The 21,858-nt window shown below is 68.5% G+C and carries 22 protein-coding genes and 6 pseudogenes; 18 read left to right on the forward strand and 10 right to left on the reverse strand.

Features of this window, described 5'->3' with window-relative positions:
* Window position 1 precedes the first annotated feature (1 nt).
* Together IEY78_RS11755 and IEY78_RS11760 are read left to right on the forward strand one after the other, a co-directional pair.
* Window positions 2-425: pseudogene (locus tag IEY78_RS11755) on the forward strand (DUF2267 domain-containing protein).
* Between the two features lie 213 nt (window positions 426-638).
* The gene (locus tag IEY78_RS11760; RefSeq protein WP_189097616.1) at window positions 639-1,658 is read left to right on the forward strand and encodes an L-threonylcarbamoyladenylate synthase; all 1,020 of its coding nucleotides are present in this window, start codon (window positions 639-641) and stop codon (window positions 1,656-1,658) included.
* On the opposite strand, the pseudogene IEY78_RS11765 reads toward IEY78_RS11760, so the two are convergent.
* The 3 genes and pseudogenes from IEY78_RS11765 to IEY78_RS11775 form a co-directional block, all read right to left on the reverse strand.
* Window positions 1,617-2,036, reverse strand: a pseudogene (locus IEY78_RS11765) (DUF2267 domain-containing protein); the annotation flags it as partial. The gene IEY78_RS11760 and the pseudogene IEY78_RS11765 overlap by 42 nt on opposite strands.
* 74 nt (window positions 2,037-2,110) lie before the next feature.
* Complete coding sequence (locus IEY78_RS11770; protein WP_189097617.1) at window positions 2,111-2,506, reverse strand: DUF2267 domain-containing protein; 396 nt, start codon at window positions 2,504-2,506, stop codon at window positions 2,111-2,113.
* Between the two features lie 82 nt (window positions 2,507-2,588).
* A complete protein-coding gene (locus IEY78_RS11775) occupies window positions 2,589-3,020 on the reverse strand; it encodes an Hsp20/alpha crystallin family protein (protein WP_189097618.1) in 432 nt (143 codons plus the stop codon).
* A 125-nt stretch (window positions 3,021-3,145) separates the two neighbouring features.
* Between IEY78_RS11775 and IEY78_RS11780 the strand changes: the two genes are divergently transcribed.
* The 4 genes from IEY78_RS11780 (at window position 3,146) to IEY78_RS11795 (ending at window position 6,007) form a co-directional block, all read left to right on the forward strand.
* On the forward strand, window positions 3,146-3,865 hold the full coding sequence (locus IEY78_RS11780) for a type III effector protein (protein ID WP_229699878.1): 720 nt from the start codon (window positions 3,146-3,148) through the stop codon (window positions 3,863-3,865).
* A 545-nt stretch (window positions 3,866-4,410) separates the two neighbouring features.
* A complete protein-coding gene (locus IEY78_RS11785; RefSeq protein WP_189097619.1) occupies window positions 4,411-4,860 on the forward strand; it encodes a YncE family protein in 450 nt (149 codons plus the stop codon).
* Between the two features lie 44 nt (window positions 4,861-4,904).
* Window positions 4,905-5,123: an IPT/TIG domain-containing protein gene (locus IEY78_RS34820; protein WP_268240267.1), complete on the forward strand. Its 219-nt coding sequence runs from the start codon at window positions 4,905-4,907 to the stop codon at window positions 5,121-5,123.
* A 701-nt stretch (window positions 5,124-5,824) separates the two neighbouring features.
* The gene (locus tag IEY78_RS11795; RefSeq protein WP_189097620.1) at window positions 5,825-6,007 is read left to right on the forward strand and encodes a hypothetical protein; all 183 of its coding nucleotides are present in this window, start codon (window positions 5,825-5,827) and stop codon (window positions 6,005-6,007) included.
* A 219-nt stretch (window positions 6,008-6,226) separates the two neighbouring features.
* Here IEY78_RS11795 and IEY78_RS34345 read toward each other — a convergent pair whose 3' ends face one another.
* The 4 genes from IEY78_RS34345 to IEY78_RS11810 form a co-directional block, all read right to left on the reverse strand.
* Window positions 6,227-6,721 carry a helix-turn-helix domain-containing protein gene (locus IEY78_RS34345; protein WP_373294141.1) on the reverse strand — a complete coding sequence of 165 codons (495 nt, stop codon included), beginning with the start codon at window positions 6,719-6,721 and terminating at the stop codon, window positions 6,227-6,229.
* A gap of 195 nt (window positions 6,722-6,916) precedes the next feature.
* Window positions 6,917-7,132, reverse strand: coding sequence for a DUF1360 domain-containing protein (locus IEY78_RS11805; protein ID WP_229699879.1), 216 nt, complete (start codon window positions 7,130-7,132; stop codon window positions 6,917-6,919).
* 269 nt (window positions 7,133-7,401) lie between these two features.
* Window positions 7,402-7,572 carry a DUF7196 family protein gene (locus IEY78_RS35245; RefSeq protein ID WP_444544915.1) on the reverse strand — a complete coding sequence of 57 codons (171 nt, stop codon included), beginning with the start codon at window positions 7,570-7,572 and terminating at the stop codon, window positions 7,402-7,404.
* A gap of 302 nt (window positions 7,573-7,874) precedes the next feature.
* The gene (locus tag IEY78_RS11810; protein WP_189097622.1) at window positions 7,875-9,308 is read right to left on the reverse strand and encodes an Ig-like domain repeat protein; all 1,434 of its coding nucleotides are present in this window, start codon (window positions 9,306-9,308) and stop codon (window positions 7,875-7,877) included.
* Window positions 9,309-9,636: 328 nt separating this feature from the next.
* Between IEY78_RS11810 and IEY78_RS11815 the strand changes: the two are divergent.
* A pseudogene (locus IEY78_RS11815) lies at window positions 9,637-10,161 on the forward strand (ornithine decarboxylase); the annotation flags it as partial.
* A 562-nt stretch (window positions 10,162-10,723) separates the two neighbouring features.
* Here IEY78_RS11815 and IEY78_RS34975 read toward each other — a convergent pair.
* Together IEY78_RS34975 and IEY78_RS11825 are read right to left on the reverse strand one after the other, a co-directional pair.
* Window positions 10,724-11,032: pseudogene (locus tag IEY78_RS34975) on the reverse strand (alpha/beta fold hydrolase); the annotation flags it as partial.
* 148 nt (window positions 11,033-11,180) lie between these two features.
* Window positions 11,181-11,292 (reverse strand): annotated as a pseudogene (locus IEY78_RS11825) (IS5/IS1182 family transposase); the annotation flags it as partial.
* Between the two features lie 523 nt (window positions 11,293-11,815).
* Here IEY78_RS11825 and IEY78_RS11830 point away from each other — a divergent pair.
* The 11 genes and pseudogenes from IEY78_RS11830 (at window position 11,816) to IEY78_RS11875 (ending at window position 19,247) form a co-directional block, all read left to right on the forward strand.
* A complete protein-coding gene (locus IEY78_RS11830) occupies window positions 11,816-12,043 on the forward strand; it encodes a DUF5133 domain-containing protein (RefSeq protein WP_189097623.1) in 228 nt (75 codons plus the stop codon).
* Window positions 12,044-12,197: 154 nt separating this feature from the next.
* Window positions 12,198-13,382, forward strand: coding sequence for a zinc-dependent alcohol dehydrogenase (locus IEY78_RS11835; RefSeq protein WP_189097624.1), 1,185 nt, complete (start codon window positions 12,198-12,200; stop codon window positions 13,380-13,382).
* A gap of 295 nt (window positions 13,383-13,677) precedes the next feature.
* Window positions 13,678-14,724 (forward strand): acyl-CoA dehydrogenase family protein, encoded by a 1,047-nt coding sequence (locus IEY78_RS11840; protein ID WP_229699880.1) that lies wholly within the window; start codon window positions 13,678-13,680, stop codon window positions 14,722-14,724.
* Window positions 14,721-15,482 carry a PIG-L deacetylase family protein gene (locus IEY78_RS11845; RefSeq protein WP_189097625.1) on the forward strand — a complete coding sequence of 254 codons (762 nt, stop codon included), beginning with the start codon at window positions 14,721-14,723 and terminating at the stop codon, window positions 15,480-15,482. The genes IEY78_RS11840 and IEY78_RS11845 overlap by 4 nt, the downstream gene beginning before the upstream one ends.
* Complete coding sequence (locus tag IEY78_RS11850; RefSeq protein WP_229699881.1) at window positions 15,479-16,096, forward strand: SAM-dependent methyltransferase; 618 nt, start codon at window positions 15,479-15,481, stop codon at window positions 16,094-16,096. Before IEY78_RS11845 ends, IEY78_RS11850 begins: the two co-directional genes overlap by 4 nt.
* A complete protein-coding gene (locus IEY78_RS11855) occupies window positions 16,093-16,815 on the forward strand; it encodes a glycosyltransferase family 2 protein (RefSeq protein ID WP_189097626.1) in 723 nt (240 codons plus the stop codon). The genes IEY78_RS11850 and IEY78_RS11855 overlap by 4 nt, the downstream gene beginning before the upstream one ends.
* 66 nt (window positions 16,816-16,881) lie before the next feature.
* Window positions 16,882-17,001, forward strand: a pseudogene (locus IEY78_RS11860) (Hsp20/alpha crystallin family protein); the annotation flags it as partial.
* Window positions 17,002-17,207: 206 nt separating this feature from the next.
* Window positions 17,208-17,513, forward strand: a complete 306-nt coding sequence (locus tag IEY78_RS34350) for a DUF6479 family protein (protein WP_229699882.1) — start codon at window positions 17,208-17,210, stop codon at window positions 17,511-17,513.
* Window positions 17,514-17,734: 221 nt separating this feature from the next.
* Window positions 17,735-17,959 carry a hypothetical protein gene (locus IEY78_RS11865; protein ID WP_229699883.1) on the forward strand — a complete coding sequence of 75 codons (225 nt, stop codon included), beginning with the start codon at window positions 17,735-17,737 and terminating at the stop codon, window positions 17,957-17,959.
* 269 nt (window positions 17,960-18,228) lie between these two features.
* Window positions 18,229-18,672 (forward strand): cysteine hydrolase family protein, encoded by a 444-nt coding sequence (locus IEY78_RS11870; RefSeq protein WP_189097627.1) that lies wholly within the window; start codon window positions 18,229-18,231, stop codon window positions 18,670-18,672.
* Between the two features lie 284 nt (window positions 18,673-18,956).
* On the forward strand, window positions 18,957-19,247 hold the full coding sequence (locus IEY78_RS11875; protein WP_189097628.1) for an Fpg/Nei family DNA glycosylase: 291 nt from the start codon (window positions 18,957-18,959) through the stop codon (window positions 19,245-19,247).
* Between the two features lie 937 nt (window positions 19,248-20,184).
* On the opposite strand, the gene IEY78_RS34980 is transcribed toward IEY78_RS11875, so the two are convergent.
* On the reverse strand, window positions 20,185-20,634 hold the full coding sequence (locus IEY78_RS34980; protein ID WP_308426882.1) for a chaplin: 450 nt from the start codon (window positions 20,632-20,634) through the stop codon (window positions 20,185-20,187).
* Between the last annotated feature and the right edge of the window lie 1,224 nt (window positions 20,635-21,858).

The following is a 21,858-nucleotide window of genomic DNA, read 5'->3' on the forward strand; positions in this document are numbered from 1 at the left end:
GATGGATCAAGTGCTGGAAAAGGTCCGCAACGAAGGCGTCTACCCGCCCGCGAGCGGGCCTACGAGGCCGCCTGTCAGGCCTATTGCCGGGCTCGGACGGCAGCTGACCGGCGACGCACGCATGGGTCTGTCCGCCTGCCTGCCCTTGGAGGCCGCACGCGTGCTGACCGTGCAGATCCCTGACACACAGCCGCTGGGCGGCTGGGCCTTCGTCGAGGACTTCGCCGCCCGCAGCGGCGCCTTGCCGGCCACCGCCCGCTGGGGCACCGGTTCCGTCTTCGCGGCCGTCGCCGCCCCGCCGGCCCCGACCGGGTCACCCGCCTCCTGGGAAGGCTCCCACCGGCTACGCCCTGCTGTTCGGCCGCGCCGAACTCAACCCGCCGCATAGAAGCGGGCCGTGTCCTGCTGGCTCCGGGGAGCGTTGAGGGTGGTGACACGTGCACGGGTCGTCTGGACCCCATGGGACTCGTGCAGGTCAGCGGCCCCTGGTACCGCGCCCGGCGCCCGGGGCCGCAGCACGTTCGGAATCCGAGCTCCTTGGGCACCATCTGTGACCACCACCGACGACTTTCCTCGGACTTGGGGCAATGGAACCGATCATGAGCGTGGCCGGTCCTTCGCGCTCTTAGAATTGCGAGGTGACGGCAAGAACCAGTGACATCGAGAAGGCGGCCAACGTGTTGCGCGCCGGCGGCCTGGTGGCCCTTCCGACCGAGACGGTCTACGGTCTGGGCGCCAACGCCGAGGACTCCGCCGCCGTCTCGCGCATCGTCCAGGTCAAGGAACGTCCGCCCTCCCACCCGCTGATCGTCCACATCGCCAGCGCGGAACACCTGGACGACTGGGTCCAGGACGTGTCGGCCACCGCGCGCCTGCTGGCCGAGCACTTCTGGCCGGGGCCCCTCACGCTGGTGTTGCGACGCGGTCCCCGCGTGCCCCTCGAAGCAACCGGGGGTCTGGAGACGGTGGCCGTGCGCGTGCCCCACCATCCCGTCGCGCTCGCGCTGCTGTCGGCCTTCGGCGGCGGTGTCACAGCCCCCTCCGCCAACCGCTTCGGCTCGGTCAGCCCCACGACGGCGGACCATGTCCGTGCCGAGCTCGGCGACAGGGTCGACTTCGTGCTGGACGGCGGCCGCTGCGAGGTCGGCGTCGAGTCGACCATCGTTGACGCCACCGGCGAGATCCCGACCGTCCTGCGGCCCGGCGGGGTGACACGCGAGGACCTCGAAGCGGCGCTGGGATACGCACTCGCGGTCCCCTCGACCAGCAGGGTCCGGGTGCCGGGCCAGCATCCGTCCCACTACGCGCCGCGTGCGCGGGTCGTCCTCGTCGAGCCCGAGAAGGTCGTCGCCGAAGCGGAACTCGCTCAGGAGCTCGGGCACCGGGTGGGCGTATTCCTTCCTGCTGCCTTCGCCGACACTCCGATGAAGGCGCACGCCGTCGTGGCGGTCCCCGCCTCGACGGCCGCCTACGCGCGCAGGCTATACGGATCCCTGCGCGAACTCGACCGGCGGGGCTGCGACCTGATCGTCGCGTCGCTGCCGACGGAGGAGGGGCTGGGACTGGCGATCGCCAACCGGCTCCGCCGCGCCGCGGGGCCCCGGCTCAACGTGTTTGAGTTCGGCGCGGCCGAACAGCAGGGCGTAGCCGGAGGGTAGACGGCGCAGGATGCGGGTGAGGAGGTCGGGGCCGGCCAGGGTTGCGACGGTGGTCAGGACGGAGCCGGTGTCCCAGCGGGTCGTGGCTGCGCTCGCACCGGTGCGGGAAGCGAGGTCTTTGACGAAGGCCCAGCCGGTCAGGGGCTGGGTGTCGGGGATCTGTGCGGTCAGGAGGGAGGCGGCCTCGAAGGGCAGGCGGGCGGCGAGCTCGACGCGTTCGTCGCCCGTCAGCTGGCGGCCGAGGCCCGCAAGGGTCAGGCGCACGGCTTCTTCGGCCCGTTCACGGGTGGGGTAGGCGCCTTCGTAGCGGACCTTCTCCAAGACCTGATCGAACGTCATAACCGGCGGGTGCTGGAGGGGTGCGCGCAGGTCGGACATCACTGCGTGGTCGCCTTTCGGTAGTGGAAGTCTGGTGCCGGTGCCCGGCGGAGCGCCGGGCACCGGCGGGGTTGTCAGGTGGTCTGGGGATGGCCGAAGAGGAGGTCGTAGCCTGCGGGGAGCTGGAGCAGGATCTGCTCGAGGAGGTCGTCGCCGGCCGCGTCGGCCACCGTGCTGAGGACGGCGCTGACGTCCCAGGTTGCGGTCTGTTCGGTGGCTCCCTCGATCCAGGCGGCCGTCGCCCGCACGAAGCGCTCCGGTGAGAGCGGTTCGGCGCTCTGCAGCGGGTTGAGCAGGATCAGGGCGAAGGCTTCCGGCAGACGCGCCGCCAGCTGGGCACGCACCGCGCCGACCAGATGTGCCCCGAGCAGGGCGAGCACCACCCGGGCCGCGCGGTCCGCCTCGGGGCTGCTCCCGTATTCGCCGCGTTCCTTCACTCGGTCGACAAACGCTTCACATCGCAAGGTCATGATGGCCGCCGCCTTCACTCTTCCGGTGCGGAGGACGGGTGAGCGGCCCGTCTTCCGCTGCGAGTAGCGCCGTGGTCGGGGCTCAGCCGGAGATCTGTTTGCGGGAGGACTCCCCGCCGATGGCGATCTTGCGGGGCTTGGCGCGCTCGGCGATCGGGATGCGCAGGGTGAGCACTCCGGCCTCGTAGTCGGCTGCGATGCGCTCGGTGTCCAGTGTGTCGGCGAGCATGATCTGGCGGGAGAAGATGCCCAGCGGCCGCTCGGACAGATCCATCTTCACGCCGTCGGCCTTCGCCGCAGGGCGGCGCTCCGCCTTGACGGTGAGCATGTTCCGCTCGACGTCGATGTCGATCACCTCCGTGCTGACGCCGGGAAGGTCGAAGGCCACCACGTACTCGTCGCCCTCGCGGTAGGCGTCCATCGCCATCGCGGAAGGTCGGGTCCAGGTACCCGAGCTGGTCAGCTGCTGGGTGAGGCGGTCGAGTTCGCGGAAGGGGTCGGTGCGCATCAACATCGCGAAACACCTCCAGAAGGTTCGGGCAGTACCTGCCAATGCGCTTCACTGAAACCGTTGTACCATGTCATCCAATCGATGACAAACTTGGCGTCGTCCAAACGATGACGCGTTCTGAGGTTTCTATGACAGCAGCTGACCAGCCAGCCTCTGCCCGCACCGACGCCCAGGGACCGGCATCCTCCCTCGCCGCCGCAGCGGCCCTGGAAGCCATCAACGACGAACTGCGCGCCGCTCAGCACGAGGCCCCAGGCGCCCGCGGCGCCCCCGCCAGCGGCCCGGAACAAGCCCTGGCCTCCCTCCTGCTCCTGCGGCACATCCGCGAGGAACTCTCCGGATGGGAGTCCGGCCTGATCGAAACCGCCCGCCACGCCGGCGCCAGCTGGGCCGACCTCGCCCACCCCCTCGGCGTCACCAGCCGCCAGGCCGCCGAACGCCGCTACCTGCGCAACCGCCCCGGACCCACCGGCACCACCGGCGAACAACGCGTCCGGGCCACCCGCGAACGCCGGGCCGCCGACCGCACACAGGCCGCCTGGGCCCGCCACAACGCCGCAGACCTGCGCCGCATCGCCGCCCAGATCACCACCCTGACCGACCTGCCCACCGCCGCCCGCCAACCCCTCCGCCAACTCGACGCCGCCCTCGCCCACAACGACCCCGCAGCCCTCCTCCACCCCCTCAACGCCACCCGCCCCCACCTGACCACCCACCCCGACCTCGCCACCCGACTCGACACCCTCACGAACTCCGCCACGACCGCACCCCACCCCACACTGACACTGGCCGATAGTCAGCCGCCTGCCCCGGACCGGTACAGGCCGGGTGAGAGGAAGGATTCATGAGCGCACAGACCGTGCATCCCAACGACGCCGGGCAGCAGCCGCTGCCGCGCACCCAGAACGCCGTGGCCGGGCGACTCCTCGCGCGCTGGCCAGCTGCTGGCCGCGGCCGACGTGGGCGGCTCCAACGGCTGCCGCGCCGGCGTCTGGAGTGCATGTCGTGGCACTTTGGAGTGAGGGTGGATCGGTAGATCGCCGTGGTGTGCTCATCCGCTGGACCATTTGGATGAACTGCTGTCAGGTCCATTGCCTGTGTTGACGCTCCGGTGGGCTACTGGAGGCGAACCGGTGGGCTGCCCATCCCTCCCCAAAGATGGGTAGCCCATGGCGTGCGCTCGCGTGTGCCCGGTGGTGTGCCCATTTCGGGAGGAGAGAGCCACAAGGCCGGGTTCCGCCCCGTGTCGCGGCGCGGAACCACGGGTGGCCCCACTCGTCTCGCGAAGGGCTCTCATGAGTGTGAACGATCTGCCGTGGTTGCCACAGGGGGCCTCGTCTCCCCTCCCAGGGCCGGCTTCGGGGGCGTCTGCCGCAGCAGCAGTAGCCGGGCGATGCCCCAGCTGTCGGGCCACTCACCCGCCCTGGCCAGCGCCGCCATGGCCGGTGCGATGCCCAGCGCGTTGCTCGCGCTGGCGTGCACCACCATCCCAGTCGGCACCCAACCGACCGGGGCGGCGGTGGCGCCCAACGGCAACGTCTACGTCAACAACTCCACCTCGGCCAACGTGAAGGCGATCAACGGTGCCACCAACACCGTCATCACCACCCTCCCCGCCGGCACCAACCCGTACGAGACGGTGGCGGCGCCCACCGGCAAGATCTACGTCCCCAATCGCGTGTCGGGCAAAGTGACGGTGATCGACAGCGTCACCAACACCGTCGTCGCCACCCTCCCCGCCCACACCAACCCGCAATACGTGGCGGTGGGCCCAACGGCAACATCTACGTCACCAACTTCGGTTCGAGCAACGTCACTGTCTTCCCTCCCTACCCGACACTGACCGGCATCAGCCCGGCGTGCGGGCCGACCGCGGGCGGCACTGTCGTGACGATCACCGGCACCAGCCTGGCCGGTGCCGACGTCACGATCGGCGGCGTCCCCGCCACAGGTGTCACGGTCAACCCCGGATGCACGCAGATCACCGCCCTCACCCCGGCCGGTGTCGCCGGAGCGGCGACGGTCACCGTCACCACCCCCAGCGGCGGCACCGCGAGCCTGCCCGCCGCATTCACCTACACCAACCCCATCCACCCCACCAGCTGACCGCCACCCCCGCCCTCGTCCAACTCTTCCCCCTCCAGCTGCACTTCCCGTTCCTGTCCGCCACTCTCACCGACAACGTCACCGGTCTTCCCGTCCCGGGCCAGACCACACCTTCAGCACCGGAGGCCACGTCCTGGGGACCGCCGGCACCGACGCCACCGGCACCGCCCGACTCCCGGAGGTCCTCAGCCTGCCCCTGATCCTCCTCAACGGCGGCTACGACGCCACCTTCGCCGGCACCCCCACCCTCCAACCCTCCACCGCTCACGCCGGCGTCCTCACCGTCTAACCACCCCCACCCCAACACGCGGCGTCAACGCCACCGGCACGCGCCTGTTGCCAGTGCCCGCGCCGGAGCCAAGGCAGACGAGGAGCCGAGCCTTTCCGACTCCACTGACCCTGCCTGCGCCGCCCCTGCTGCTCCCTCCGACCACACACGGCCGCAGGGAGCAGCACCACGCTGCCGCATGCATGTCGACTCGCCCAGCCCGCCTTGTCCAGCTCACCCCGGAGATCACCTCGCCGAGCTTGGCAAACGCACAACGGTCCTTTGAAACCTCCACTCGTAGTTCTCGCGCCGCCCGGGCAACTTCTGCCGCAAGCATGGCGAGGTCTACGACCAGGCGCTGCTGCGTCGGACCCGCGACGAACTCGGCAAACGCTGCGGAGCACCGGTCGACGTGCCCGGGGACGTCGCCGAGATGATCGAGGCCGTCTATGCCGAACCTTACGAACTAGCCGACGACGCGCTCGCCGACGATCACGAGCAGACCAATCGCGAGACCGGCCAAGCAGCCGCAGCGGATGCCGTGGCAATTCCGGTGCCGGACAACGTCACCGATCTGTACGTCGTCACGGACCGTGAGATCGGCCCGACCAGGTGACCACACGCTTGGGAGCTGATGCCGCGCGAGTGCTGCCAACCTACTCAATCGCTGACCTGGTGCGCCTGACCGTCCAGGCTCCCGCCTCGCACCTTCCTCACCAGGCCGAGGAGAGGTATGCCCTTCGCGAGTGGAGGCGCACCCCCCATGGCCAGGGACCTCTGGCTGCTCCCTCACCCGGTGACTGGTCAGAGAGATCCGCCCCTTCCACGGCGACGGTCACACTCGCCGGCTGGACTCTGATCTCGGCCTAGTCCGCGACACCGCCAGCCAGTGAGTTCGTCGCCACGGGAGTCCTTCGCTTCTGCATCGGCTCGATCCCCGGAATTCGGTGGTGTTCACAGCGAAGGAGTAGCGGCCGAATCCGGCCAACAGCCTGTCGACCGGCGCTCCCGCCCTCCCTGAGCCATTTAGAGGTGGGCCGCACAGGTGCAGCCGTGCGCGGTCTCCGTTGATGCGGGTCACGGTGACGACGATGGTGCGGTTCCTGTTCTGCCGCGGGCATTCAACTGTGAGCTGACGGCTGCTCGGACGCTCTCGCGGACGTCGCGCGCGGTGTCGAGGGCGCGGCGGTGGTCGGTGTGGCTTGATCGAGCAGTTGTGGTTCTGGCTCAAGGCCCGCCGCCAACGCTGGACCGACCGGACGCTGACCCGTAACTCCTTCGCGATGTCCGCGCTGCCCCGCCCCTCGGCGAACATTGCGACTGCTTCCATCCGGACCTGCTCGCGGAACGCCTGCCTCTCCGCGGTCAGACCCCACCCTGCGGATAACTCATACACCCGGCATACCGCGACGATCACCGATCGTCAGCCCCTACGACACCCCGCCTTCACGGTCAGTAGAGGCGCACTGGCGGAGAGCCGGGGTGTGCGCCTGCTCCACCGTGACAGTTGTGACGCCTGCGACGCTCAGTCGAGCCAGCGCGAGGCGAGCCCGGCGACGTAGGAGAGCGACAGGGCGGTGGTGGTGAGTTGCAGCGCGAGGCTGCCGCCGGCCCAGTGCATGGCGGCGGTCATTGCGGCGGCCATCCAGATGCTCGTGCACCAGCTGCAGCTGACCAGGTAGGTGAGCTTGGAGTCGTCGCCGAAGCGGTCGGCGATCCATGAGCGGAAACCCGCTGCCAACGTGTCTTTCGTGATGAATCTGGTGAGGCGGCACGTGGCGCCGAGGGAGAGAAGAAACTCTGGAAGCGTCATGAAGTCCGTCCCCTAACCGTGAGGGTGTCTGGACGAATTGGCAGAGTGAAGGCCGGGGCCGGCCGTCCTCCCGGCACGGGCGGGAAGGGACGGCGGCCCCGGCTGACCGGTCGGCCGGAGCACGGGCCCGCGGCGTCGGCAGAGTTGCCGTTCGGTCAATGCCGTCGCGGAACTGGTGGCGCGCCGGCCGGAGTCGGTTACTGGTACACGGGGACGATGGTGCCGACTCCGCCCGCCCGCTGGTAGGCGGCGTGCGCTTCTTGCCACGTGTAGTACACGCGAACGGTGCCGTTGGGAAGGACCAACTGAAAGGCAGTGATGGTTTGTTGCTGTTGCTGTGGCGTGCCTCCGCCGCAATTGCAGCCCATGTCGTACTCCTTTTGTCGCTCTCTCGGTGAGGGGCCGGGGGGCCGGACACGGCGTCGTGATGGTCGCCCGCAGGGGCCTGTGTGGGTCGGGCACAGGCGTCCGCTCCGGCCTCCTCGTGGGGTCCAGGGGCGCCTGGCATCGGCTCGGCGCAGCGCCTCTGGGGCTACCCTTGTGACTCGAGCCGTCCCCCGTAGTTGCGTTACGGGGGACGGCTCTTGTGGGGGCTGATCTGTGCTATCTGGTTCAGCGGTTCGGGGTCAGCAACCGCGCACTGTCAGCCGTGCCCACCAGGGGTGGTGGGTCAGATGCAGGGGAGCAGGGTGCTGGAGGAGGTGAGGAACCCTCCGGGCACGGGGGTGGTTGCGGTGTAGCCGGAGAGCAGCTGGAAGATGCTCAGGGTGGCGACGCAGCTGGCGTTGCCGAAGCTGTCTGCCACGGCGGTGCACAGCACGGGGCCGCCGGCTCCGTCGGAGTGGAAGGTGACCGTTGATCCCGGGGTCGCGCCGGTCACGGTGAGCGTGGCGTGGGCGAAGGACCAGGGCAGCGGGGGGAAGTTCAGCGTGTAGCAGGCCGGGCGCGCGGTGAAGGTCTGCGAGGGGCCGACGGTCACCGTCGTGGTGCCGGTGACGCCGGTGCAGGTGCAGGTGGAGCCTTCGCCGATCACCGTGGCCGTGACGGCGTTGGTCCCGGAGGGCAACGCGCTGGTGGTCACGACGGCTTGGCCGGTGGCCGTGGTGGTGGTGCTGCCCAGGATCGTGGCGCCGGAGCTGAAGAGGACCGTCGCGCCGACGACGGGGGCGCCGCTGCAGGTGACGGCGGCGGTGAGGGTCACCGACTGGCCCGCGGTCGGGTTGGTGGGCACCGCGGTCAGCGCCACCGCACAGGTCCCGGCAGCGCCGACGGTCACGACCGTGGTGGCGGTGACGTTGGTGCAGGTGCAGGTGCCGCCCACGGCGTTCACCGTAGCGGTGACGGTGTTGGCTCCGGCGGGCAGTGCGCTGGTGGTCGTGGTGGCCACGCCCAAGGCGTTGGTGGTGGCAGTGGCTGACAGTCCGCCGGGTCCGGTGAAGTTGACCGTCGCGCCCCCGACGGGGGAGCCGCTGCAGGTGACGGTGGCGGTGAGGGTCACCGGCTGGCCCGCGGTCGGGTTGGTGGGCGACGACGTCAGCGCGACCGCGCAGGTCGCGGCGGCGGTGACGGTCACGGTCGTCGTGATGGTGTTGCCGATGCACAGGCAGGTGGGGGGGACCCCCGTGAAGCCGACCACCGTGGCCGTGACGGCGTTGCCACCGAGAGGCAGCGCGCCCACGTTCAGGGCGGCCCCTACCCCCCCGGCGGTGATGCCGACGAAGCTGCCGTTGGGGGTGGTGAGCTGCACCACCGCACCGTTGACCGGGACGCCGTTGCAGGTGACGGTGGTGGTGAGGGTCACCGGCTGGCCCGTGGTCGGGTTGGCGGGCGACGGCGTCACCGTGATCACACAGGCCGGCGCTGCGGTAACGGTCTCCGTGGCGAAGGCGGTTCCATTGATGGTGCCGGCGGCTACAACCGGTCCTGTCGTGGTCGCCGTAAAGGTGGCGACCGCCACACCAGCTGCGTTGGCGTTGAGGACCTGAGGGAGCGCCGCGTCGTACGTGAAGGTGATCGGTTCGCCGGCAGCGGCACCGCTGGCGGTGGCGGTGAAGGTCTGGCCCGCTACGGTTGTAGGCGCGTTGAGCACCAGAGTGATTGCCATGATGGCAGCCCCTTTCAAAGGCTCCGTGAAGGAGGTGGGGCTGACACACGCCGGAGGAATGAAGACTCTCCGAGCGTGCTCACCTGCCGAGGGTGCCCTGAAGAACAGGACGAATTCGCCGCATAACGGCAGTCGTCCCTGGTCCCCCGACAGGGGATGGGCACCCCACCGTCGATAGCACCAATTGAATTGCACGGCCGGACGACGCACCACAGTTGGGGAGCGAATTAGCCCGATTGGCGCAGCGCGCTTCGGAGGTGGATTCCAGCCCCCGGCCGCACCCGGCGGGAACCGAAACGCGCGGTCCCCAGTGTCCCGAGTTGGAAGTGCCGACGCAGTGCACGCTGCCCACACCTTCTTCTCCACTTGCGGCAGCTCCCTGTCGGTGAAGGCCGACATGCTCTCCGTGGCCCATCCTCACGAGAAGTTGCTGATCGGCCGTGACGCGCATAAATCCGTGGTTTCCGGCCTGATCCTCTCCGGCATTCAACCAGTGTGGGTAGAGCCTCGATGGGATGCCGAACTCCATGTGGCTCACCCCCCATCCGCCGCGGACTTCGAGGCGGCATTTGCCGCCGAACCAGATGCCAAGGGCGCGTTGGTCACCAGCCCTACCCCCTACGGTTCCTGCGCTGGCCTTCGCGCGATCGCGGACGTCTGCCATCGCCGGGGCAGGCCACTGGTCGTTGACGAAGCATGGGGTGCGCATCTGCCCTTTCACCCGGATCTGCCAACGTGGGCGATGGACGCGCGGGCGGATGTGTGTGTGACCAGCATTCACAAGATGGGCAGCGGCTTGGAGCAGGGGTCGGACTTCCACCTGCAAGGCGACCTGATGAGGGCTTTGGTGCTGTTGCCGATGATCGTTTCAGGTTCGAGGTTGGCCGGCCAGAAGGCGCAGGGTTTGATGTTGGAGGCGTAGTCCCCGTACAGCGAGTAGCGCTTCTTGTCGCGTACTGCGTCGTCGCGATACTGCCGGGGGTCGCGAGGCCATGATGCGGTGTCACCGCAGGTGACCGCCCAGAACACGGCATCACTGTTGTCGTCGTTGCCCCAGCGGTCCTCGGCTGTGTGCGTGGACCTTGAGCTGTCCGGGAGCCGGTGGCCGGGCTGCTGTCACTGGCGCGTTTGAGGTCGCGGACCCATTCGGCGGCTCGCTGGACGGTGAAGAATTCATCCCGTTGGGCACGGATGAGGGCCCCGGTGTACGTCTCTCCGTCGAGTTTGATGGGCTTGCGGTTGGCCTGGGTGACCAGGTCCCAGAAGGTCTTGCGTACTTCGGCCGGAGTGGCTCCGAGCTTGTAGGTGGCCGCGCGCTGTGCGGTCCACTGCGTCCAACGTGTGAAGGCCGGTTCGGCGGCCGAGCCCCATATCTGGGTCATGCCCCGCCAGATCCGCTTCGGGTCGACCGCGCTGTCCAGGACGAGCCGGTCAACGCGGCTGGGAAACTTCTGACTGTACACAGCGCCGAGGTAGGTGCCGTAGGAGTACCCCACATAGGAGATCTTCTTCTCCCCAGCACCGACCGCACAACGTCCATGTCCCGCGCAGTGTTGCGAGTAGTGATGTGCTGAATCTTGCCCCCGCCTTACGGCGACACTTATGAGCGACTGCCTGCGACCAAGCAACGTCCTTGCTGAAGGTCTCCGGCTTGTAGGGGCGCGGGGCCGATTCCTGCTCCTCCGGCTTGAGCCCACAAGTGACAGGCGTACTCTCCCCGACACCTCGGGGGTCGAAGCCCACCAAGTCGTACTGGCTCTGCACAGCCTTGGGCAGGTCCCACTTCATGAGCAGCGGCCACTTCAAACCCGCAGCACCAGGACCGCCGGGATTGAACAACAGCACGCCACGACGCTTTCCCTGCGCGCTCGCATGCTGTGAACAGCGTCACATCAGGCGTGTCCTGTGTCCCGCCACCCTGCGGCCGCGCCTTCGACGGAGGGATAAACGACTTCGCGACCTCCCACAGCCCGTCCGGAACAATCCAACTCCACGCACCCCGCCCCTACGCAGACCAACAACCACGTCCCCACCTAGGGACACGGTCTTATGCACTGAGCCATTTGGGTGATGATGCTGTGCAAGCGGTTGCCTGTGGGCAAGCCTTGTGGGCTACTTGAACTGAACCCGGTGGGATGCTGTTGTCGGTCAGTAGCTCACCTCGTCTTGGTGTACCGCACACGGAGCCAATTGACGTATCTGCTGAAAAGTGAGGGTTCCTCTCGCCTCGATGGGGCCCCTCCTCGGGGCGAGAGCTCTCAAGCAAGTTGTCGAATCCGCAGGGATTACAGGTCCAGGCGAGACGGACTCCCGGCGGCAAATGGAATTAACCGTTCCCCGCTCCTGTTCGGCTGACCAGCAGTGCCGAACCGCGATTCGACCCACACCGGGAACGACGGGGTGGCGTCTCCTCGGATGCGCCGGGTTCCGGCACATGAGTGTGAGCGCCTCGGGTACCGGCGTGAGTATCCGCCGACAACGTTGGAACCCCAGACTGAGGAGTCGGCATGCTGATGGCCCACCCGGCATTATTGCGCGAGCTCGTGGGCGAGTACGAGGCCCTACAAGCCGTCCAGACAGAACGCGGCAACCGGGAGCCGAGTGGGCCGATGATAGATGTCGCTTGTGCTCTGTGCATCTCCACCGGCACCTGCGATGTGGATGCGGCCCTGATCGCCGCTTACCACCAGCTTCCGGGAGCTCAGGTGCATGAGGACTCTCTCCTCGCCCTCTGAGCACGCAAGAAGCGCTACTGGTAGCGACCGTCCCGGGTCACCGCGACACCTCTCTCGCCACCGCTGGCGGATACCCTGCCGCCCACCCTGTGCCGATTATGGGCTAAGTGGGCAAAAACGGTCAGGAAGGCCACCGCAACTCGAAGGAGGCGTCATGAGGGCTTTGACATGGCACGGCAAGCGCGACGTTCGCGTCGACACGGTCCCCGACCCCAAGATCGTGGATCCGACCGACATCATCGTTCGCATCACGTCGACCGGCATCTGCGGGTCTGACCTGCACCTCTACGAGGTACTCGGGCCGTACCTCGATCCCGGTGACATTCTCGGCCATGAGCCGATGGGAGTCGTTGAGGAGGTCGGGCCGGAGGTCACCGCCCTGTCGGTCGGGGACCGGGTCGTCGTACCCTTCAACATCTCCTGCGGCACCTGCTGGATGTGCGACCAAGGTCTTCAGTCACAATGCGAGACGACCCAAGTCACCGAGCGCGGAATGGGCGCGTCCCTCTTCGGCTTCTCCAAACTCTACGGGCAAGTTCCGGGCGGACAAGCTGAGTTGCTCCGCGTCCCCTTCGGCAACACACTCCCGGTCAAAGTGCCCCACGGCCCGCCCGATCAGCGCTACGTCTACCTCTCCGACGTCCTCCCGACCGCCTGGCAGTCCGTTGCCTACGCCGACATCCCGCAGGGCGGGACCGTCACGGTCCTGGGACTGGGGCCGATCGGCGACATGGCCGCCCGCATCGCCCTGCACCGGGGCGCGAGCAAGGTCATCGGCGTGGACCTCGTCCCCGAACGTCTGGCGCGGGCACGCACCCGGGGAGTGCACACCCTGGACTTGAAGGAACACGGAAAGAATGTGGGCGAGGAGATCCGCAGCCTCACCCGAGGCCGCGGCACCGACGCCGTCATCGATGCGGTGGGCATGGAGGCACACGGCACACCTATGGCCAAGGTGGCCCAACAGTTCGCGGGCCTGCTGCCCGACACGCTGGGCGAGAAGGTGATGGGCCGAGCAGGCGTAGACAGTATGGCTGCCATCAACACGGCCGTCGATGCCGTGCGCCGCGGCGGCACCATCTCGATCATCGGGGTCTACGGAGGGGCCCTCGACCCCATGCCGATGCTGACCCTGTTCGACAAGCAGATTCAGCTGCGCATGGGCCAGGCCAACGTCAAGCGCTGGGTGCCCGACATCCTCCCACTCCTCACCGATGCCGACGTCCTTGGAGTCGACGACTTCGCCACCCACACGCTTCCCCTCGAAGAGGGGCCACAGGCCTACAAGACCTTCCAGGCCAAGGAAGACGGCATGATCAAGGCCGTTCTCACGCCGTGAACTCCTTATCCGCATTGTCCGATGCCGCGGGCGATACACCGCCCCTAGCCAGCCCCGCGGCGCACACCGGGAAAGCGGTGCCTGAACCAACAACTGACCCTCAGCGGCTTCGCTCCATGCTGTTCGAGTAGACCTCGCTGGCGCGCTGCAAAGTTGTCGGGCGGGCACATGCGCCAGGAAGCGAGGGGCACACGTACTCGGCGAGCCGGTTCCGCGATCCCATGTCACAGTACGAAAGCCGGCCGTTCATGAGCCGCTCTCAGGCTCAGCCTCTCCCCTGAGCCAAGGAGTTCGCATGCATGAGGTGGCCAGTCAGCTGTCCGCTGACCTCCTGGGGTCCGGTGGCCTGGACAGGGATTCAGGTCTCAGGCCCGGGGCAGCCCGGCAGGAGGTGGCACAACGGTTCGCCTCTGTTGTCGCGGACATCGCCTCCGGGGCCGTGCAATTCCCGCTGCCTGGCTCCGGGGGCACGTCGCAACGGTTCGCCGCCCTGCGGGCCGTCGCTCAACGTGACCTCTGCCTGGCCCGACTCGTCGAAGGCCATGTCGACGCCACCGCCATCCTCGCTGAACTCCAGGAGCCCTCACCTGGGCCTACAGAGCGATGGGGCGTATGGGCGGCGGAACCTCCCGGCGAAGGTGTCACCGCGACCCGTACCGAAGCGGGCTGGCGCCTGGAGGGCCTCAAGCAATACTGCTCCGGCGCCCACAGCTGCTCCCGTGCCCTGATCACCGCAACAGCCGAAGACGGCCGTCGACTTTTCGCCGTTCGCACCGACGGCCCCGGCTGTGAACCTGTTCCGGGCACCTGGCAAGCCATCGGCATGGCCGGCAGCGACAGCCCTGACGTACGGATCACCGACCTCCCGGCCGTTCCCGTAGGTGGTGTGGAGGCGTACATCCGGCGCCCGGGCTTCCAGCACGGCGGGATCGGCGTGGCCGCCTGTTGGTATGGCGGAGCGCTCGCGGTCACCGAGCCCCTGCGCAGCGCGGCACAGCGCCGGCCCGACCCGCACACCGACGCTCATCTCGGCGCGGTCGACATGCAGCTCCACGCGGCGGGCGCCCTCCTGGACCGGGCTGCAGCCGAGATCGACCAGGATCCACACGACAACAGCGGATCGGCAAGACTCCGCAGTCTTCGAGTGCGGGCGTTCATCGAAGAGGTGTGCAGCGCGACGCTGTGCCATGTGAGCCGAGCCACGGGCGCCGGGCCCCTCTGCCGCGACCTGCGCCATGCGCGCAACGTCGCCGATCTGAGCGTCTACATTCGCCAGCACCACGCCGAGCACAACCTCGCGGAACTCGGTGGCCTCGTCGCCCGCCCGGAGAACACCCGATGACGACACAAGGTCGGGAGCCGGCCGACCCGATCCAGGCGCGCGGAACGGACGAAAGCGAGTGGCGGAGCTGGGCCGGGTGGGACGCACTGCCGGAATGCGCACTGCCGACCGAGGGCCGTGCCGTGGTGGTGGCGGCTCACCCGGATGACGAAGTGCTGGGATTCGGCGGATCCATCAGCCTGCTGGCCGCGGCAGGGGTGGAGCTGACGGTCGTCAGCGTGACCGACGGCGAACGCTCACACCCCGACAGCAGGGCGGTGACCCCCGAGTCCCTCGCGCGCGTGCGCGCCGAGGAAACCCGTGCCGCGCTGTCCGAGTTGGGCGCGCCCGGAGCGGAGGTCATCCGGCTCCATGTGCCGGACACCGACGTCGCCGCCCACGAAGACCAGGTCGCCGCCGCGCTGACCGAGACATTGGCGGGGGCAGTCCTCTGCGCCGCTCCCTGGACGGGCGACATCCACGCCGACCACGAGGCAGCAGGCCGTGCCGCCCGCACAGCAGCGGGTGCGGTGGGGGTGCCCTGCCTGCTCTACCCCGTCTGGATGTGGCACTGGGCGCATCCGGACGACTCCCGGGTCCCCTGGGCCGACGCCGCCCGCATCACCCTTCCCCCCACCACCTTGGCTCGAAAGGCCGCGGCGATCAATTGCTTCACCAGCCAGATCAGCCCGCTGGGCCCCGAGCCGGGCGACTCCGCGATCCTGCCTCCCGAAGAGATCGCCCACCATCTGCGCACCTCGGAGGTGGTCTTCCGTTGAGCACGCCCGCCTCGTATTTCGAGGAGATGTACCAGCACTCGCCCGACCCCTGGCATCTGGCTGACCGCTGGTACGAGCAGCGCAAATACGACCTCACCCTCGCCGCCCTCCCCCAGCCGCTCTACCGCCGCGGCTTCGAACCGGCCTGCTCCGTGGGGGAACTGACGTCGCGGCTCGCCGAGCGGTGCGACTCGCTGCTGGCGTGTGACCGCGTCGCATCGGCCGCCACCACAGCGGCGCGACGTACCGCCGGCCTCTCCCATGTGCGGGTTGAGCAGCGCACTCTTCCCGAGGAATGGCCGGAGGGAACCTTCGACCTCATCGTCCTGTCCGAGCTGCTCTACTACTTCGACGCCGCGGTGCTGGACGTTCTGATGTGCCGCGCGGTCGCTGCTCTGGAGCCCGGTGGCACCCTCGTCACCGTTCACTGGAACCACCCGGTGGAAGAACATCTGGCCACCGGAGCTGAGCTCGCCCGGGTCCTCGCAGAGGTGCCCGGCCTGCTGCTGACGGCTGACCACCGCGAGGCGGACTTCGTCCTGCAGACCTTCGGCCGGGTCGGCCCGGACGGCCGCCGCCCGGTCTCGGCAGCGGAGAGGGAAGGGCTGGTATGAAGCCGACAGCGATCGCGGTGCTCATCCCTGCGCACAACGAAGAAGAGCTGCTGCCCAGGGCGCTCGCCGCCGTGCACGCTGCCACACGGCATCCGGCACTTGCGGAGGTGCGTGTGATGACGGTCGTGGCGGCCGATGCCTGCGTGGACCACACGGAAAAGGTGGCAGGCGAGCAGGGAGCGAGCGTGCTGCACCTGGGGGCCCAGAACCCCGGGAAGGCCCGCGCCGCCGCCGCCCACTACGCCATGGCCTCGCTGGGTACCTCCGCCGGCGCGATCTGGCTTGCCTCCACCGACGCCGACAGTGCCGTCCCGCCCGACTGGCTCGCCTTCCAGCTCGACCAGGCACACGCCGGCTGGGAGGCCGTGATCGGCACGGTCACCGTGACCCGGTGGCCACGGGTACACCAGCTCGCAGACCGTCACCATCAGCTCTACAACGCTTCCCGCCCCGCCGGTGGAGGGCCCTGGCGCCATCCCCATGTGCACGGCGCCAACCTCGGTGTCGCGGCCGAGGCGTACCAGAAGATCGGCGGCTTCCCGGCCCTCCCCGTAGGAGAGGACCTCGCACTTGTCAACGCACTCGAACGCAACGGCCACCGGGTGCTGCGCACCTCGGACTGCCCGGTGGAGACCTCAAGTCGTTTGCGACCCAGGGCAGTCGGCGGCTTCGGTGACCACCTGGCCCGGCTGGCGGCTCAAGACGGCGTGCTGCGCTGACGCCGGCAAGCTCCAGGGCGACTTCAACCCTCCTCTGCCTGAACTCAGTGGAGGCGTTTCGCGACGTTGCTGCGCACTGACCCGTTCCGCGAACTCGATCGGCTCACCCAGCAGCTGAGGGGCACATCCGGCACGTGGTCGAGGCCGTCCCCGATGCCGATGGACGCCTACCGCGAGGACGAGGAGTGATCACCCTCGACCTGCAGGGACGAGCGTGGAGGGTGCGCTGCGGCATAGGTCCATGGTCCGCGTGTGCCCCGTGATGCCCTTACGGGTGCGGGACCATAGGGCGAGCCCTTCGTCGGGACCGCCCTCAGCGGTGACCGGTGCGTGCGTCCAGGTGTGCCGGGTACGCGACTTACATGATGCAACTGTCTTTGGTCGCCTCACACATGAACACGCAACCGGCTGCTCACCCCAGCGCGAGTGCCGCCCTGCTCACGAGCGTAGGAGTCGCCGTCGTTGCCCTGCTGATCGGAGCCTTCGCCTGGGGACGGCGTATCAGGTCCCGGGAACCAGGCCCGCCCCGTCCCGACGAACAACCGCGGCTCCCGAACGGCCAAGCGGTGGGGGACGTGGTGGAGCGCCGGGAACCTGATGACCTCCCGCGGACACACCGGCGGCGGAAGCCGCACGAGCTGAACGGCAACGGGATCGAGTCCCGCCCCGCCTCGGGCCGACACGACCGCTCTCGGTGACTCCGCGTCCCGAAGCATGGAGGCAGAGAGCGAAAATCAGAGGAAGGAAAACAGTGGAGGAAGAAGCAGCCCAGTCCAATCAAGGTGCGGCCCGGGTTCAGGTGCACGTATCCGGCTGCTCCGCCCAGGACGCGGACACGGTCTTCAGCGCGCTCAACTCGGTCTTCACGTCCGACCGTTCGCAAGACGACACGCCTCGCCCTTCGGGAGCGGAGCGCCCGATGGTGTGGACTGCGACCGCCGATGTTTCGACGGAACCGAACGAGGCCGCCCCGCTTCCGCTGACGGCACCGGTCACCGTCACCCTCCAGGGCGGCCAGTGGGCGGTCGCCCGGCTCCACGCGGCCCTGACCTCCGTGTTCTCGGTCCAGCAAGTCGGTTCCACGTCAGGTGATCAGGAACGCGAGGCGCAACTGCGTCTGGTGACCCGGCCCACCGCGGCCTGAGACGCCGCCGACCCAGCCTGACCCGTCGGGCCCGGGGACGGGTGGCACGGAGCCGCGGGTGCACATGCGCCGCCGCCGACCGCGCCAGAGTGAAAGAGGAGGCTTTCGAAGAAGTCTCGCCGAAGGGCGGTCGGATCCATGACTGGAAGAGATGGGGAGACTCTCCTCGTGACGGTCCGTGCAAGGGCCGGCGCCAGGGCGCCCTGCGCGCGTCAGGTTCGGAGCTGACCGGGGCCCGCATGTCCGCAACCGCCCTCACCGTGATCAACATGCGCAACTCCTACGAGCACGAGGACGCCGAACTGCTCTTGCCGTCGGTGCGCAAGGTACTTCCGCATCTCGCCTCGCTGATCGCGCGCGCCCGACAGAGCGAGACCGAGGTCCGTCAATGCCAACTTCCAGCACTGGCGGTCGCACCACGACGAGCTGCTCGACACCGTCCTAGCGGCCCGCGTGCGGACCTGGTGGAGCCGGTTCGCCCGGTCGAGAATTCACTGTTCGTGATCAAGGCGCGACACTCGATTTTCTACGAAACGCCTCTCGAGTATCTGCTGTCCCATCACGGCATCGACACGACTGTGCTCTGCGGCCATGTGACCAAACAGTGCGTGCACTACTCGGCACTCGACGCCCATATCCGGCACATCGGTGTCACGGTCGTCGAGGATGCCATATCCACCGGGCCCTGGCGGAGGCTGCCGCCCTGCGCATGATGGAAGGCAACATGCCGGTCCGACTCGTCAGCTCCACCGCCGCGCACCTCTTTGGGAATGATGCCCGAGCTGCCGATGTTGAGGGACTCCCTCGGGTGCTGGTCGCGTGTGGCCGACCGTGTGTCACGGACATCGAGGTGCGTGACGCCGGGGTGCTGCGGGGCTTCACCGAGCGGCGGCTGCGCAGCGAAGGCGAGGGACAAAGGCTCGGGAGAGCCTGGCGGCACGGTAAGTGACTGTTCGCGCCCACGGACGGTGGCCCCGCTTTCGTCTTTCATTTCGGGATGACGGGACCGCTGCGGTGCTGTTCTCCGGACGAACCGCTCGCCGCCCACGGCCGCCTCGTGCTGACCCTCGATGACATCCGCAGCCTGCGCTACCGCGATCAGCGCAAGCTCCAGGGAGTGCGGTGGGCCGATGCGCTGGCGGTGGACCGGGCGGAGCTGACGGACCTGTTGGCGCGGCGGCAGGCGGCGGGGCGGCGGGGCGCCGTCGAGAGTGCGCTGATGGATCAGGCCCTGGGCCGTGCTCGCGGGGCTCGGCAATCTGCTCGCCGGGCGGCAACCAACTGGTGACAGTCGGAGCACGCGCGATGGTCGGCGAGGGCGACCATGCCGACCAGGCGGTGGCCGTCGATGACCGGCTGCCAGCGGACCTTGTGGCAGGCCATGGTGGCGAAGATTTCGTCCGCGCAGTCGTCGGCACCGATGATGGCAGCCTCGCTGCTCGACGCGAAAGTGGCGGCGAGTTCCTTGTCCGCACGCGCGTCACCCTCCGCCAGGTGTCTCGTCCGGCCTTGCACCACGAGTTCCCGAACCCGTGCGGACATCACGCAGCCGTACACCCAACTTCCCCCTTGCGATCTTCCCCAACAGGCCACGCACAGCCCGCCCGGTCGCCGAGTAGGCACCAGGTGTGCCGCTGGATCCGACCGGCTCACACAGCACCAAGATCGCCTGCGGCCCATTACTGCCTGCTAGTGGGCGTGGCGAGTAGGCGCAGTGCCGCCTGGAGGGCGAAGATCAACCTGGGCGCGTTGCGTGCGCGCCTGCCGCCCCGTCAGGAGCGGCCGACGGCCCTGCGTCGGCAATCAACTCCAGGACAGCAGGCTGGCGCAGGGCCGACGCACCCCGGCCGCACGGCCGAGTAGGCCAGCACCCCCAGTCGAGCAGGGGGCGGCCAGGCTCAGGTCGGACGCGCTCTGCGCGGCCTGCCCCTGTTCGAAGCGAGCCGCCTCGGGGTCCCAGAGGCGGCTCTAACGTTCCGAACGAGGGGTACCGAACCGCGATCGTTCAGAACGCTGTAGAGCAGGTTATCGGGTCCACCGGGATGTCATCGACGGTTTCATGAGTGCGCTTTGATGACCACAGTCATGGAGGTTTTTGACCGCTGTACCGAGCTCCGGGAGGCTGCGAGGGCTTCTCGACGAGCGGGGCGATTGCCGCAGCCGTCAAGGCCGGCGCCGTGCGGCCCGACGCGCCGGACGGCGCAGCCGAGCGGCTGCCGTGGGCGCTATCTGGTGGCGCAGGTGTTGCCGGAGGCAGCGTTGAGGAGGCCGGGGGCGCTGAGAGTGTTCCCACAGATGTTGAGGGGCTCGTTGATGGGCAGCTGGAGTACGTTGCCGGACAGGTACCCTGGAGAGTTGAGTGCAGCCCCGCCAGCCCCTGCGTCGGCCAAGGCGCTACCGGCCGCACCGATCAGTGCCATCCCGGCTGCTGCGGAAACTACGAGGGTTTTGGCGATAGGCAACATGTTCTTCGGTCCTCTCGATCTCTCATCCTGATCAACGTTCAGTCGTCCGACAGGGCCGAAGATTCGGGGCCGCACACGCGCCCACCGGCTCTGACTACCCCTGGCGTCAGGCCCCCGCGTGGAGAGGCGGCGAATGCCCGTGGGCCAGTCAATTTTCCCGCTTTTCCATCCTGGCCTGGCAGTCACGGGGCTGCCATTCGTGACGGCCATCGGTGGATCGGTGGACTTGCGACGACGGCTCCTCCGGCGAGCCCCACCCGACGGCGTTGCTGCTCTCGCCAATGCGTGAACGTAGCGTCATATGCTCTGGCGAGTCCGACCCACCAGGGATGGCTCGGCGCGATTTTGTAGCGGGCTTTGTGGTCCGGCTGTGGGACGCTGCGAAGGAACGTTGATCATGGATTCGGCGGGTGGTGGCTTATGGCAAAGGTGCGAAGGCGGCGGCGCTGGTTCAGTTCGGAGGCCGTGCCGCCGGTGCAGGAGGCCGCTGTGACGCCGCTCCGAGTGGCGGAGCGCACCTACGACTGCTGTGAGGCGGAGCGTGTGCGCGGCTGGATGGGTGGCACCGTGTTGCTGACGACGGTCCATCAGGAGTGCTGCCCTGTGTGGTCGAGTCGGTGACGTGGTTGGCGAGACATGCCTGCGTCGGCGTGTTGGTCAGGGGCTCGGACTCGTCACGGCAGCAGCCACACGCCTGGCTGACGTTCGCTTGTGCCCCGCCCGGCTCCCCCGCACTACGCCGGTGGGTGCCTGGCCCGCTTCGATGAGGGAAAACTGTGAAGGCGCCCGGCTGCTCCCGTTCCTCCGTTCCCGGTCGCAGCCGGACGTTTCCCGGTCCCGTCGTGGTCTACTCCGAGGCTTGTCGGCGTACGTGAAGTCCGTGAGGTACGAAGTGATTCGCCAACCTACCTCGCGAAGCAGGCCGGCGCCGACTGGAGGAGAGGCCGGCAGTGCGCAGAGCGGAACAGTCCCGGCCAGCGCCGGGCATCGCTCCGGTCCGCGGTCAGTGGCTGCCGGCGTCGGTGCGCTCGGGGTGGCAGGGACGAGTGAAATCCAGCGCATCGTCAGGTCGGGCGCGGCAGGGGGCAGAGCACCGTGCGGGAAGACGAGCAGGCCGTGCCCACTCTCCTCGTCCTAGGTGGTCTGGATCCGGCGGCCGAGGCGGGCGGCGAGTTGGTGCAGTGGTGGGGGAGGTCGGTGGCGACACGTACCTGGGAACGGGCCGCCACTGCGGGGTCTGCGTTCGAGCCACGGCTGCCTGGCGAAGCCCTCGATGGCGGTCTGGCCTCGTTCGGGGGTGTTCTCGAAGCGGATGGGGCCGGTGTTGAAGCCCTCCCGCATCTCCTCCCAGCTGCCGACCGTCGCCGGCGGCAGTCCCGCGCCGGCCAGGGCCTGGCGCCAATGGCCGCGTTCGATGACCTGGGGCGGGCCAGC

The organism is Streptomyces kronopolitis (assembly GCF_014646275.1).
Taxonomy (GTDB): domain Bacteria; phylum Actinomycetota; class Actinomycetes; order Streptomycetales; family Streptomycetaceae; genus Streptomyces; species Streptomyces kronopolitis.